This window comes from Neobacillus dielmonensis (genome assembly GCF_000612665.1).
Classification (GTDB): Bacteria; Bacillota; Bacilli; order Bacillales; family Cytobacillaceae; genus Neobacillus; species Neobacillus dielmonensis.
Genome location: NZ_HG942064.1, coordinates 20,377 through 35,180 on the forward strand (window position 1 = coordinate 20,377; position 14,804 = coordinate 35,180).

Consider the following 14,804-nt stretch of genomic DNA (forward strand, 5'->3'; position numbering starts at 1 on the left):
CTTCAGAGTTCCCACCAAAAAGCGACATTTTTCTAGAATTTTCTAAAAATTCTATCACAGTGAAATGGTTACTGGCAACCGTCCTTTTACCTGTTCCTGCCCATAGATGGCTTTAGCGGCCATCTTTAGTGCCGGATACGAAAACTCGTAGGTGCAAATATACGCAGAGATATCTGGTAAATAGGTCAAATCATAAGGGCTCCTCGTGGCCACTACCACAATTGGCACACCTGTTTCGTACAGCTTTTCTACCAGCTTGGATTGAGCATCGCCCGGTTTCGCAGTTAACGTGCCAATGATGATGACGTCATAATCCTTTGCTGCCACTGCTGCCCTGTCGATTTCTTCTTCTGTCGCCGGATTGGATAACTCCAACACTTGTGCCTCCCGATCGATTTCCTTGATTGCTTCGCCAAGGTGCATCGACGAGTAGCGCTTATCCTCAACTTGCATGGTGTATTTATTTTCTGAATAAACCACAAGAACTTTTTGACTTCCGCCATTCTGCAATGGCAATAGACTCTTGTTCTTCACCAACGTGACGCCCTGTTTATAAACCTCGGCTGCCAGTTGTTCATGCTCCCTGCAGCCGACAACAGTTGGAACGGGCGCATCTTTTTCAAGGTTCAACCCTTGCCAATGAAGGTATTGCTCTTTCAATCTCTTAACTCGCGCAAAAGCAGCATCAATCACTGCTTCGTCGATTTCTCCGGCTTCCACAGCAGCGACAATTTTATCGATGGTATCTTTTTGCAGGTGATGCTGATGGGAAACCATGACCAGGTCCACACCCGCTTTAATCGCTGCCACACCACCCGCTGCGGTTCCAATTGTATTGGCAATTGCATTCATTTCCATGCAATCCGTTGTGACAACACCATTAAAGCCTAGCTGTTCACGGAGAAGTCCGGTGATTACTTTTTTCGACAATGTCGCCGGCACGCCTGGTTCGTCTTCAATCGCTGGAAAATACACATGGGCGGACATAATCGTATCAGCACCAGCTTTTATGCTTTCGACAAATGGTTTTAACTCGATCTCCTGCAGCCGTTCCATCTTGTGGGTAATGACTGGCAGATCCAGGTGGGAATCCACATTTGTGTCGCCATGCCCTGGAAAGTGCTTTAACGTGGTAATGACTCCAGCATCCTGCATGCCTTTGACAGCCATTTGACCAAACAAACTCACCTGTTCAGGCGACTCACCATATGACCGGACCCCGATGACCGGATTTTCAGGGTTATTGTTAACGTCTACTACCGGCGCCAGGTTCCAATTAATGCCCAAGGCTTTTAGCTCTTTTCCGGTAGCCAAGCCAATCTGATAGGCGTTTTCCGGCTGGCCGGTTGCCCCCAAGAGCATCGCGCCTGGAAAAATCGTTGCCCCTTCACCAAGCCGGCGGACCACCCCGTTTTCCTGATCGATGCAAATCAACAGCGGCTGTTCATGCCCCGCTTCCTTTGCTTCCCTTTGAAGCTCGCTCGTCAGATTCAAAATGTCTTGAGGAGTCCCTATGTTGCGGCCAAACAGGATAATTCCCCCGACATGGTGCTCTCTAATTAGTTCTTTTATTTCTTCGGAAGCTGCTGTTCCTTTAAACCCCGCAACTAACAGCTGACCGACTTTTTTGCGCAACTCGCTGCTATTCAAGATTTGGTGCCTCCTTTATAAATCAAACCCTGGAATGCTTGGTCCTCTTCTGATATTCGCTCCTGTCGGAAACTTCAACGTTTGGGCATAAGAGGTCCGATTGAGACAGCCTCGCATCGTGCCGAGTGCCTTATAATAGTCGTAATAACGGAAATCCTTTGAGTTCATGATGAACCAATATTGCGATAATGCTTCTAGGTACGTATCAAATTCATCGGTCACGTCCACATAAATATCAGGAATGTACCCCTCCATGTCCTCCCAGTTCTCGCTATGGAACATTCTTGTTAACGAATGCGGCGGAAGCCCTTCCAAGTCAAAGCCTGGAAGCGCACCCTTTAACCATGCCGCTTGAACAATTTTTGGACATAGTGCGTGGTCGGGATGCATGCTATTTTCCCAATGAGTAATGACGACATTCGGTTTTAGCCTTCTGAACAAGGTGGCCACACGAGAGATCGTTTCATCGTCTTCCTTTAATTCCGCGTCCTTATAATCAAGAGTAATGCTCTTTGCGCCCAGTACTGCTGCCGCTTTTTCAGCTTCCTTTATCTTTTGCTCGCGATACGCTTCGACAGATACCCCGGCCGGCGTGCCCTTTTCTCCAGCTGTTAAATGCAATAAAGTAACTTCATGTCCCGCTTTGGCATATTTATGGGCAATCGCGCCGGCTTGCAGCTCGACGTCGCCGCAATGGGCCCCAACGAGCATAAGGTGAATCTTCTCACTCATGTCTACTTCCCCCTTGGTCAATTAAAATGTGACCGGATGATGTTGTGTAATCTCGGCCGCAGCCGCAGAATAGGATCTTTTCTTCCAAAATGGACCCGATTGGTCAGTAAGATGACATGCAGCTGAATCTCCGGGTCAAACCATATGCTCGTGCCGGTAAAACCTGTATGACCGTAGGACGATTCCGAAAACAGATCGCCGCAGCTTGAATTCTGGGGACTTTTTAAAATCCAGCCTAAGCCCCTGAATTCCTGACTAAATGGGGAATAATTCTTTCGGGCAATCCTTAGTGATCCCTTGGATAAAATCCGCTGTCCGTTAAAAACTCCCTCGTTTTCAATCATCGAAGCATAGTTGGCCAAATCATGGACGGTTGAGAATAAACCGGCATGCCCGCTGATTCCGCCCATACTTTCGGTATTTTCATCATGGACAATGCCGAGCTTATAATCGTTTAGCTTGTCACTGTACTCAGTGGCAGCATATCTTGAGCGTTCGAATGATGGGCGAAACCCTGTTTCAGCCATGTCCAGCTTGTCGAACAGTTCTCTTTTAACAAATTCCTCAAACGGTTCACCCGTAACGATTTCCATCAATTTGTATAGCGTAATAAATCCGAGGTCACTATAAGTCATTTTCTCGCCGATGCCCGCCACAAGCTGATCGTCATAAATCCTCTCAAGAATTTGTTCGGTGTTTAAATTTTCACGAAAGTATTCATAGTGGGAAGCAAGGCCTGACGTGTGGGTCAATAAGTGTTTAATGGTGATTTCCGACTTGCCATTTTTTCCGAACTCTGGCAAGAAGCGGGCCACTTTATCATCAAGATGCCATTTCCCCAATTCCATTAACTTCAACACCATCGGCATGGTGGCAACCAGTTTTGTCAAGGAAGCCAAATCAAAAACAGTATCTGCCTGCATTGGCTCCTTAGACGGGTAAATGGCTCGATAGCCGACCGCTTCTTGCACCAAGCTTTGTCCTTGATGGGACACAGAAATCACTGCCCCAGGAATATGCTCTTGTTCGACTTCATTTTGAAGAAAATCAAGAATTTGCTCTTTCATGCAGGGTTACTTCCCTTCTTTTGCTAGTTCCACAGCCTGCCGGGTAAAACCATTTGCTTGCTGTATGGCGTCATTTGCCTTTTCTACGGAAACCCCCGCCATGATCATGACGATGGCCGGTTTTACTTTTTGATTGGTTTTATTGAGGGTCTCCTCTGCTTCTTCATAGGAAACACCGGTAATTTCCATAACAATCCGTTTGGCTCTTTCGACTAACTTTATATTACTTGCATGCAAATCTACCATAAGGTTGTCATATATCTTGCCAAGCTTTATCATCGTGGTCGTTGACAGCATGTTTAAAATCATCTTTTGGGCTGTTGCTGATTTTAACCTTGTGGAGCCTGAAAGAACTTCCGGCCCGACTACGACTTCCATTTTATGGTCAGCATGTTTGCTGATCTCTGCATTTTGGTTACAAGCTAACGAGATAGTGACGGCGCCAAGCTTTCGGGCATACTCTAATGCCCCAATGACATAGGGGGTTCTTCCACTTGCGGCAATTCCAACCACCACATCGGATGAGGTAAAGCCCCTGCTTTCCAGATCCTTTGCTCCCTGTTCCAGATCATCTTCTGCCCCTTCAACGGCAATAAACATCGCTTGTTCTCCTCCGGCAATGATCGCCTGCACCTGCTCCGGAGGGGTACAAAAGGTCGGAGGGCATTCCGCCGCATCCAGCACGCCAAGTCTGCCGCTCGTACCCGCACCAACATAAAATAGTCGGCCCTTTCTTTGGAGTGCCCCAACAATTGCTTCAATGGCTGCTTCGATTTGTGGCAAAGCCACTCCAACAGCAGCTGCAACCGTACTGTCTTCATGATTCATAAGCTGTATAATTTCAAGCGTTGAAAGCTGATCAATATTGCGTGACCGTTCATTTCGCTGCTCAGTTGTTAACGTCGTAATGTTCACATTCAAATTTCGACACACCTTTCCAATATACTTTATAACGGTAAAAGCTCTTGCTCTTAGAAAGGATTACAAGTCTTTATAAAAAGGCTGATACTCTTTCCATACTTGAAAGCCCAGCCTGCCATAAAATTCGGTTAATCCGGTCCAATCAATGACGATTATATGGATACCTCTTTCCCTCAAAAAGGATACAGCTGCTTCCACGATTGCTAATCCATAGCCATTTTTCCGCTCGGCCCGGTCGATTCCAAGCGGGCCAATTCCGCCTAGCGGTTCCTTAAACAGAGGCGCCCAGTATACATTTTGGGCGATAAAGGGAGAATTGAGATCGTTGATTCGGCAGAATCCAATGATGTTCCCCGCCTTTTTTATCACCACAAACTCTCTTCCATTGCCGCCCCGTTTAAAATAATGAAAGGCTTCATATTCCCATCTTCCAGGAAAGCAGCGGCGCAAGAAGGAAAGCAAGGTTTCCTTTTCTTCCACTCGAAGAAGTGAAATTTTTATATCGTCTAACTCGTTTCTAAAGCTTTTTTCGTGCGGCATATAATGATGAATTAGGTCTGATTCTTTTTCACCAGAATGATAGCCTTTGTGTTCAAACCAGCTTCTAGTACGCTCGTATTCGATTGGCACTCCAGGAAAGTAATGATATGGGTCACGTCCTAACAGCACCCTCTTGCAGTTGTGTTCCCTAAGGGCAGATTCGGCTTCTCTTAATAAAGCGCTTCCAATCCCCCTTCTGCGAAAGGAGGAACGGACCAGTAATACCTGAATCCAGCCTGTCTCTTGATCTATTGATATATTTATTTTTTCTCTCCAACATTTTGAAACGATGAAGCCTGCCACCTGGTCCTCATCGTTGATCGCAATCAACGACCCTTCTGGCAGGATGTTTTCATCCTCAAAGCTGTTTTGTTTAAAAAGTTCCCCTGTCATGGGAAATTGCGAACCAATCTCGGAGTTCCATAGGCTTACTAATTGTGGTAACCTTTGTATATCCCACGGTATATATCTCATCCAGGCAACCCCTTTTTCCAAATAGCTCCTAAGGTCCTATTAGATATTTTCATTATATCAAGCCACTGGTTAAATTGAAATAAAAAGTCATAAACTATTTGGTAACTTTGTACTATCATTTCAAACTTCTTTCATATTTTCTACAAAACTATTATCAATTTCTTGATGGATACTGGCGAATCCTGCAATGACGGCGCCCCCGACAGGAGCCATTCCCGGCTTGTTAAACTGGACATGGACGTTTTGTTCTTGCAGCTTTAATTGGATAATCGGCACGAGTAAATCCGCTCGGTTAAACACCCCACCAACGATGACCACAGGAATCGGTTCAGATACATTTTTAAATAGGGATCTACTTAAACCTATAATCGATTGGGCTAATTTGCTGCCGGTTCGCTCGATAATTTGTTTGGCGACTTTGTCGTTTTGATCTGCCGCGGCTGAAACATATTGACTAAGCGGTGCAATGACCATTCTGGATTTTCCAGCTTCATAGATGAATCTGACGAGCTCTGGCGGTTGATGAACTTGGAAGTGTTTAAGGATCATTTGTGTCAGAAGAGTATTTGGTCCTCTGCCATCGTATGCCTTAAATACACTGTTAAGGGCAGCCCTTCCCATGTCGTAGCCACTGCCTTCATCATCAATTAAGTAGCCCCATCCTCCTGCTCTTTTCCGTTCGCCCTTAGCATTTATGCCAAAAGTGATCGAACCAGTACCGGCTATTTGCACAATTCCCGGTACGCCTAATGTGCCTGAGTACAAGGCGTTCACCGCATCATTGTCGATGATAATCCTTGCACGAGCGGGGATGAATTTTTCCAGGATGGTTTTCATGGCCTCCTTCTCCTCAGGTCGATCGGCCCCGGACATTCCTGCAAAAACTGCCTGCAGCATTGAAAATACCTGATTGTTTTGGTTCTTTAGAGAAGTAAATAATGCTGACAGTTCTTTTTCCACCTCTTGGATTTCAACACCATTTTGGTTGGTCGCGCCGACGGTTGCACTCGCATAAACCTTTCCGAAACGATCTGCAATCACGCCTTTTGTCTTCGTTCCACCACCGTCAATTCCAAGTACATACATGCACGAAACAGCCCCCATGAACCATTCTTTATTTCACACTTTCATTATACATGGGGTTGAAATATTATTTCAATTATTTTTTTATAAAATAAAATTAAATTTCATTTATTTTTGAAATAAAATTTCATAGGTCTTTAGTTCTAACTAAAATATTGTGTTGACTATCCTGATTTTGGTTACCTATAATTTAATTGTCAGGAATGATAGTTTAGTAGAAAGGTGGGTAGGTAGGAGAATGTATTTAGCACTTTTTTCACAGAAAGCGCTAACATTAATAAAATTACTAGGGGGGTAAATATGGCTGCCAAAAGATTTGTTAGTATGTTGTCGATTGCATTTATTGTTTCGGCTCTCTTCTTTAGCTTTTTCTCCAGCAATTCAACTGTATCTGCCGCAAAACCACAACTGAACTTTACTGAAAAAATTATGGCCAAGGATGCCTCGGCATCCACCTTAGAATTAGAGTATCAAGGAACTTTAAAGCTTGCGGAGGACTACACGATCCAACAATGGGTTGATGGTAAGCAATATCCAAAGACGCTTCAGGATGTAAGAGTTGGCGCTGAAAATGTGACCGTTAAGGTGAATCCTAACCGCGAAATCACCAAAATCGTGATTAATGGAGTTACTCCTATTGATAACATGAGAGTTGGAATTATGACAACCGGTTTTGGCACAATGGAACATGACCAAATCAAGTTAAGTTCACCAGCGGGGTTAACCATTGTGGACAAGCTTGCCAATGTCACGTATGAGGAACCTGCTAATGAAGTGATTACCTTCAAATCAGCAGATGGCACGGTTTCTGTTGTGAAGGCAGATGGGTCTGAAATTTATTCTACAAAAAATAGAGTTTATGTCTCTACCAAAGACTCTAGCAAAATTAAAGTCGCCAATATAAGTAGAGCACAAGGTGTCCCTGAGTATAGAGGCACTTTTGAAGTTACTTCTGTTATGGGAAATAAGCTGCATTTAATTAACGACGTTGATTTAGAAGAATACCTCTATCAAGTAGTACCTAGCGAAATGCCATCTTCCTTTGGCCTTAATGCTTTAAAGGCACAAGCGGTTGCGGCAAGAACCTATGCATTGGGTGATTACCTAGGGGACCGTTTCGCCAAAGACGGTTATTTCGTTCTTGATAGTGTCATGAGCCAGGTGTATAACAATTCAGCTGAAAATGCGCTTACCACTCAAGCGGTTCAAGAAACAGCAGGTAAAATTATGTTTGGAACTGATGGCAGCTTAGTAGATGCAAGATACTATTCTACTTCTGGGGGATTCGGCGCTTCCAGACACCAGGTTTGGTCTGATGGGGATGGTTCGTTCCCTGGACAACCGGCTGCTTACCTGTTAGCAAAGAGCTATACGTTTGATCCAACTGATTCATCAAAAATGCTGCAAATCGATGTACACAATGAGGAGCAGGTTCTTAATTTTTACAAAAACTTGTCATACAGAGGCTATGATGATACTTCCTTATATTTCAGATGGAAGATAGGTCTTACCAAGCAAGAGTTAGCAAACACGATTAATAAAAACATTGGCTCTAGATATAGCGCTGATCCAAAATTCGTTCTAACCCAAAATGAAGCCGGCGAGTTTGTAAGCAAACCAATTCCTGCAGAGGGTATCGGCGAATTTAAAAACATGTACGTAGCCAAGCGTGGTGATGGCGGTAATATTATGGAGCTTGTCATCGAAGGTTCCACGGGCACCTATAAAATTGTAAAAGAATACAATATCCGCTTTACGATTCGCCCTCAAGCAACATTCACTGGTGGACCAAATGTGATTGTATATCGCGCCAAAGGCGGAAGCACCAACTATACAGATACGTCATTAGTCAACTATTCTATCCTGCCATCAGCCTTCTTCAGCTTTGAGATTAATGACCAAACTGGAGTTACTTTCTATGGCGGAGGTAATGGGCATGGTGTTGGCATGAGCCAATACGGAGCTTCCCAGCTTGGCTTAGCAGGTTGGACCTTTGAGCAAATCTTAACATCTTACTATTCAAATATGAATCTTGTAGATGTTTCCGTGGTTGGGGCACCTGAACCAAAAGGCAATAGCAAATAAGTTCTGTATAAGCAGGGGCAGCCAGTTGCTGGGTGCCCCTGTTTACTAGTTTTGCTTACCGGCGTTTTAGCCTAGTTTACCGGCAAAGTTCACAATTCCACCGGCACTTTTCGGGGATTTACTGGCGGACCGACCCCTGGTATCGACCATTTTGGCCAACTTACCGGCACTTGGTATTATATTTTAAAAGAATTACATATTTTTTAAAAATTTCCCATACATAGCAGGCATGGACCTGTCTTTTTTATTATCATAGATTCATAGAACATCATTTACTGTTCAAACGGGAGGAAACCATCATGCTTTCCAATGAAGTAAAACAAAAACTGATCAACATCGTAACCGAGGAAAACTTCGCCGATTCCAAAACAGAACGGTTAGTCTACTCGTATGATGCCACACCCAACTTTCAATCATTGCCGGATGCTGTCGTCAGCCCAAGGAACACAATCGAAGTTTCCGAGATTGTAAAACTCTGCAACGAACACAAAGTACCGATTGTTCCGCGCGGCTCGGGGACCAACCTTTGTGCCGGCACCTGCCCCACCCAGGGCGGAATCGTCCTTCTTTTTAAACATATGAATAAAATCCTCGAAATCGATGAGGAAAATTTAACCGTGACCGTTCAACCCGGACTGATTACGCTGGATTTAATCAATGCTGTCGAGGAAAAAGGGCTGTTCTATCCGCCTGACCCTAGCTCAATGAAAATCTCAACCATCGGCGGCAACATCAACGAAAACTCTGGGGGTCTGCGCGGCCTTAAGTATGGAGTGACCCGCGATTATGTCATTGCCCTGGAAGCCGTACTCCCGAATGGCGATCTCATCCGCACTGGCGGGAAGCTGGCAAAAGATGTGGCCGGCTATGATTTGACTCGCCTCTTAGTTGGCTCGGAAGGGACGCTCGGCATCATCACGGAGGCCACACTGAAGCTGATTCCGATACCAGAAGCGCGGAAAACCATGTTGGTTCACTACCATGACCTGGCAGCTGCCGCTAAATCTGTTTCCAAGATTATTGCCAATAAGATTATTCCGGCAACCCTCGAGTTCCTAGATCAGCCGACATTAAAGGTGGTCGAGGATTTTGCCCGAATCGGCTTGCCCACTGATGTGGAAGCAGTTCTCCTCATTGAGCAGGACGGCCCCCTTGAAGTGGTTGAACGGGATATCAAAAAAATTGCGGAAATCTGCCAACAGGAACAGGCTGTTTCTGTAAAAATTGCTGCATCGGAGACGGAAGCGGATGCGTTACGGACCGCACGGCGCGCCGCCCTTTCCGCTGTCGCCCGGTTGGCGCCGACGACTATCCTTGAGGATGCGACGGTCCCTCGTTCAGAAATAGCCAACATGGTCAAAGCGATCAATGAAATCACCGAAAAATATCAGCTGACGATTTGCACGTTTGGACATGCCGGTGATGGCAACCTCCACCCCACTTGCGCCACCGATTCAAGGAACCATGAAGAAATGGAACGAGTGGAGAAAGCATTTGCGGAAATTTTTGAAAAAGCGATTGAACTGGGCGGCACGATTACCGGTGAACACGGGGTTGGCGAGATGAAAGCCCCTTATCTTGAATGGAAGCTGAAAAAAGAAGGAATTGCTGCTATGAAGGCGATTAAACAAGCATTTGACCCTAACAATATCATGAATCCCGGCAAGGTATTTGCCAAGGAAACAAGAAAACGCGTGGTGGTGGCAAGATGACAACCGTAGAAGAACAAGCAAAAATCCAGGAACAATTCAAAGCACGGATGGACGAAAATGAGCTATTAAACTGCATGCGCTGCGGCTTTTGCCTGCCTTCCTGCCCAACCTATATTGAATCGGGTTTTAAAGAGTCTCACTCCCCCCGCGGCCGGATTGCCTTAATGAAGGCCGTGGTTGATGGCTTGTTTGAACCGGATGATGACTTTGAACGTTCACTTGACCTCTGCCTCGGCTGCCGAGCCTGTGAACCCGTTTGCCCTTCCGGCGTAAACTATGGTCACTTGCTGGAAGAAGCCCGGGATATCATCAATCAAAATAAGAAGCATTCTTTGCCAGCAAGGGTAGTCCGAAAAACTGTTTTTGAAGGGCTATTCCCGCACCAAAACCGGATGAGGAGTTTAACAGGACTGCTTGGTTTTTACCAACGTTCCGGCCTGCAGACTTTCGCAAGAAGGATTCACTTTTTGGGACTGCTGCCTGAGAATCTCGCCACCATGGAAAAAGTGCTTCCTAAAGTGCCAACCATGAAGGAAATGAAAAATCGTCCTGAGCATCTGCCAGCGCTAGGCCAGCAGGTACACCGGGTAGCGTTTTTCAGCGGCTGTTTAATGGATACCATGTTTTTGAAGACCAACGATGCGACCATGAAGCTGCTGCAATTAGCCGGCTGTGAAATTGTCAATCCGCCAAGCCAAACCTGCTGCGGGGCATTGCATGGCCACAGCGGTGAGAAGTCCTCCGCCAAGGAACTGGCAAAAAGAAATATCGCCGCATTCGAGGACTTGCAGGTAGATTTTATCATTACCAATGCCGGGGGCTGTGGAGCCTTTTTAATCGAATATGACCATTTATTGAAAGACGACGTGGAATGGAAGGATCGGGCAAAGAGGTTCACAGAGAAAATTAAGGATATTTCGGAGATATTAGTGGCGGTTGGGTTCCATGAGAAGGTGAAACTGGAGCTTCCGCCACAAGTCATTACCTACCAGGATTCCTGCCATCTTAAAAATGTCATGAAAACAGAGTCAGCTCCAAGAATCCTGCTGCAATCCATCCAAGGCGTGAAATACCAGGAAATGAAGGACGCCGGACGCTGCTGCGGCTCCGCTGGGATCTACAATATCATCGAATCAGAAAGCTCGATGGTTATGTTGGACTACAAAATGACCCAAGTGAGAGCCACTCAAGCCACCGCCATCGTCACCGCCAACCCCGGCTGCCTGCTCCAAATGCAGCTCGGAATCGAAAAAGAAGGCCTCAGCTCAAAGATGAGAGGAGTGCATATCGTGGACCTATTGCTGGAGGCAGTGAAGCAAGGGTGAAGCAAGGGTTCATGAAGTACAGGGGCGGTTCCTGCGGCTCTTTAGGCCCATCAGAACCGTCCCCCTGGTCCCAGTTACTTATCCAATTTCGATGACACAAGCTTTTTCGCGGGTATTTTCTAAGATAGAGTCCTTGCCAAAGCCGCTTTCTTTAAATCCACCAAATGGCAGCTCGACTCCAACCCTGCGGTAGGTATTCACCCAAACAGTACCGGATTCCAAGGCGCTTATCATTCGCTGTGCACGTGCAAGGTTGGTGGTCCATACTCCTGCTCCAAGACCATAGGCTGTATCATTGGCGATTTCAATCGCCTCTTCTTCTGTCTCAAATGGAATCACAACAGCCACCGGTCCGAATATTTCCTCCTGGCAAACGCGATAGGAGTTTTTATCTACCTGAATTAACGTTGGTTCCACCCAGTATCCTTTGGAGTACTGTGGTTGTCCCGGCAGCAGAATTTCCCCTCCGCGTCTGCCGCCAAAGATAATCTTTCCACCTTCCTTAACCCCCAAATCTAAATAGGAGCAGACCTTCTCATATTGCGGCAAGTTGGCTATTGGCCCCATTGTAGTGGTAAAGTCCAAGGTATCTCCCAGTTTAAGCGGTTCTAAGGTTTTCGCTTTCATCAAGGTTAACATTTCATCAAATATAGATTTTTGGATTAAAATTCTTGAACCAGCCACACATAGTTGCCCTGCATTACCGGTAAAGATTCCATTCGTCGTAACTCCTTCTGCTGCTTTTTCAAGGTCCGCATCCTCAAAAACTATGTTTGGGGATTTGCCGCCTAATTCCAGTGTTAATGGTTTCGGGTCTCTTGCGGTCGATTGTATAATTGACCTAGCTGTTCTTCCTGAACCGGTCAAACTAACACGATTAATTCCCTTGTGCGCCACAAGGCAATCCCCAATTTCATTGCCTAATCCGGAAATAACATTTAGTACACCAGGAGGCAAAATTTCCGCCAGAATCTCTCCATAGCGGAGCGGCCCCACAGCAGCCAATTCCGAAGGTTTAATAATGACAGTATTACCAGCTGCCAAGGCATAGGCTGCCTTGACGGTGAAGGTAAACAATGGAGCATTCCATGGAATAATGCCAAGCACAACGCCTAACGGTTCACGGATGGTATAGCCGAAGGAAGTAGGGCCTAGCGGAACCGTTTCCCCCTTACAGGCAACAGTTGCGGCACCAGCCGCATCATACCAAATTTGTTTCAAAACGGGGATTAATCCATAAATGGATTCCCGGATCACCCAGCCAGTATCCATCGTTTCCATTTCCGCGAGTTCTTGACCATACTTATCGATGATATTTCCGATTTTCCTTAAATATTCCGCACGTTCCCCTGCCGAAAGTCCAGTCCAAGCCGGAAAAGCCCTGCGTGCAGCGGCAACCACTGATTCTACATCTTCCTTCGAACTTAATGGAATCCTTGCCCAAACATCACCCGTTGCAGGATTAATGGCATCCATTGTCCGCTCATCAGATGACGACACCAATTTTCCGTTTATAAGATTTTGATACTGTTTGATTTCCTTCGTAACCTCCACAATCCTTCACCCTTTCTATCATTTGAATGAGTAACAAAAGAAGAGGGTCGCCTACATTCTGAGCAACCCCATCTGTTATAGACTAAGAGATCCTTGAATCCATTTTTTGAAGTTCATCCCTTAAATTCCGTTTTAAGATTTTCCCTACTCCGTTTCGAGGCAAACTTTCCACAAACAAAACCCGTCTCGGAGATTTATATTTTGCGAGTTTTTCTTGTGTATAACGGATGATTTCCTCCTCCGTTACCTCTTTCCCAGGTTTTTTCACGACACAGGCGACCACCTCTTCGCCCATCCTTTCATCCGGCAAGCCAATGACGGCAACATCTGATACCGCCTCATGTTTACTTAAAATCTCTTCTATGTCCCGCGGATAAATGTTAAACCCGCCGCGAATGATTAAATCTTTCTTACGGTCTACGATATAAATGTAATCCTCGTCATCCATCATCGCTAAATCACCGGTGTATAACCAACCATCTCTAATCGCCTTTTCCGTTTCCTCCGGCAAGCCATAATAACCTGGAGTGATAGCTTCCCCTTGAACGATAATTTCACCAATTTCTCCTTTGGGAAGTTCCTTACCGTCTTGGTCGACAATCTTTACATTTACATAAGGATACGGCGTCCCTGCAGAGCCTCGTTTAACGGGCACACCTTCTCGATGTCCTGAAACACCGCCAGTAGCTGTTTCAGAAAGTCCATATGCCTCCAGTATTTCCGCTTGGTACCTTTTTTCAAAGGTCTCGATGACCGATAGCGGCAAATTGGCTGAACCGCAATTCACACTTTCCAGGCTGGAAAGATCATATCGGTCGGGAATGGGACTAAACGCCAAATCGTGAACCATGGTCGGCACCACGGCAAATTGTTTGACTTTAAACTTTTCAATCGTTTCACAGACTTTTTCCAGGTCATATTTTGAAAAAATTACAATCGAATCCCCGAACATGAGATTGGTGATCATGACACCAAAGCCATAAATATGGGCTAAAGGTAAGACACCAATGGTAGTTCCACGTTCAGTGTTGCCCTGGTTCACTTTCATTCGATACAAGTGCTCTGGTCCGACTGTAAGATTTCTATGGGTAAGCATGACCCCTTTTGGTCTTCCAGTAGTTCCCGATGTATAGAGAATGACGGCAACATCTTCTTCATTTGCGCTTTCAAATTGCTCTTCCCCGATATCAATCGTTTCGAGGGCGGAATATAGCTCAATAATCTCATGACCATGATAGGCGTCCTTGTCTTCTATTTCATCAATAACGAAGTATTTAATAGTGTAGTTTAAACTTTGGGCAGCAGTAATCAGTTTTGGTAAAACTTGAGCAGAGGTAAACACAGCCTTTGCCTGAGAGTCGTTCATAATATAGTGCATTTCATTCGAATTTAAAACATACATAACGGGGATGACAATGTTGCGAGATCGAAGGATGCCCTGGAAAGAAAAAATCACTTCGGGATTATTTTGCATACTAACAATGACTCTTTCACCATCAAAAATTCCGTGACTTTTTAAGAGAATCGCGATTTTCTTGGCGAAGCTGTCAACTTCAAGGTTGGTGTAGACTTTTTCATTGTGAAATAGAAAGGGATACTCCCCATACTGTTGCTTTGTGTGGTGGATCAAATCTGTCAGCAGCATAACATTCCTCCTCCAT

11 protein-coding genes are annotated in these 14,804 nt (G+C 45.4%); 3 read left to right on the forward strand and 8 right to left on the reverse strand.

The features are described 5' to 3' along the window. Positions 1-54: 54 nt before the first annotated feature. From nagZ to BN2425_RS11755, 6 genes are all read right to left on the reverse strand, one after another. Positions 55-1,650 carry a beta-N-acetylhexosaminidase gene (nagZ, locus tag BN2425_RS11730; protein WP_042459405.1) on the reverse strand — a complete coding sequence of 532 codons (1,596 nt, stop codon included), beginning with the start codon at positions 1,648-1,650 and terminating at the stop codon, positions 55-57. Positions 1,651-1,665: 15 nt separating this feature from the next. Next, positions 1,666-2,382, reverse strand: coding sequence for a PIG-L deacetylase family protein (locus BN2425_RS11735; protein ID WP_042459408.1), 717 nt, complete (start codon positions 2,380-2,382; stop codon positions 1,666-1,668). 17 nt (positions 2,383-2,399) lie between these two features. Then, positions 2,400-3,449, reverse strand: coding sequence for a serine hydrolase domain-containing protein (locus BN2425_RS11740; protein WP_042459411.1), 1,050 nt, complete (start codon positions 3,447-3,449; stop codon positions 2,400-2,402). 6 nt (positions 3,450-3,455) lie between these two features. Further along, positions 3,456-4,364 carry an N-acetylmuramic acid 6-phosphate etherase gene (gene murQ, locus BN2425_RS11745; protein WP_042459493.1) on the reverse strand — a complete coding sequence of 303 codons (909 nt, stop codon included), beginning with the start codon at positions 4,362-4,364 and terminating at the stop codon, positions 3,456-3,458. A 66-nt stretch (positions 4,365-4,430) separates the two neighbouring features. After that, positions 4,431-5,384: a GNAT family N-acetyltransferase gene (locus BN2425_RS11750; RefSeq protein ID WP_042459414.1), complete on the reverse strand. Its 954-nt coding sequence runs from the start codon at positions 5,382-5,384 to the stop codon at positions 4,431-4,433. A gap of 120 nt (positions 5,385-5,504) precedes the next feature. Further along, entirely contained in the window at positions 5,505-6,470 is a 966-nt protein-coding gene (locus BN2425_RS11755) for an N-acetylglucosamine kinase (RefSeq protein WP_074433055.1), read from the reverse strand. 297 nt (positions 6,471-6,767) lie between these two features. On the opposite strand from BN2425_RS11755, the gene BN2425_RS11760 reads away from it, so the two are divergent. From BN2425_RS11760 to BN2425_RS11770, 3 genes are all read left to right on the forward strand, one after another. After that, the gene (locus BN2425_RS11760; RefSeq protein WP_052352846.1) at positions 6,768-8,552 is read left to right on the forward strand and encodes a SpoIID/LytB domain-containing protein; all 1,785 of its coding nucleotides are present in this window, start codon (positions 6,768-6,770) and stop codon (positions 8,550-8,552) included. A gap of 299 nt (positions 8,553-8,851) precedes the next feature. After that, positions 8,852-10,264: a glycolate oxidase subunit GlcD gene (glcD, locus tag BN2425_RS11765; RefSeq protein ID WP_042459420.1), complete on the forward strand. Its 1,413-nt coding sequence runs from the start codon at positions 8,852-8,854 to the stop codon at positions 10,262-10,264. Continuing rightward, positions 10,261-11,589, forward strand: a complete 1,329-nt coding sequence (locus tag BN2425_RS11770; RefSeq protein ID WP_042459423.1) for a (Fe-S)-binding protein — start codon at positions 10,261-10,263, stop codon at positions 11,587-11,589. Before glcD ends, BN2425_RS11770 begins: the two co-directional genes overlap by 4 nt. Positions 11,590-11,667: 78 nt before the next feature. Here the strand turns inward: BN2425_RS11770 and BN2425_RS11775 are convergent, their stop codons facing one another. Further along, positions 11,668-13,143: an aldehyde dehydrogenase family protein gene (locus BN2425_RS11775; RefSeq protein WP_154663497.1), complete on the reverse strand. Its 1,476-nt coding sequence runs from the start codon at positions 13,141-13,143 to the stop codon at positions 11,668-11,670. An 82-nt stretch (positions 13,144-13,225) separates the two neighbouring features. After that, complete coding sequence (locus tag BN2425_RS11780; protein ID WP_042459426.1) at positions 13,226-14,788, reverse strand: class I adenylate-forming enzyme family protein; 1,563 nt, start codon at positions 14,786-14,788, stop codon at positions 13,226-13,228. Positions 14,789-14,804: the final 16 nt, after the last annotated feature.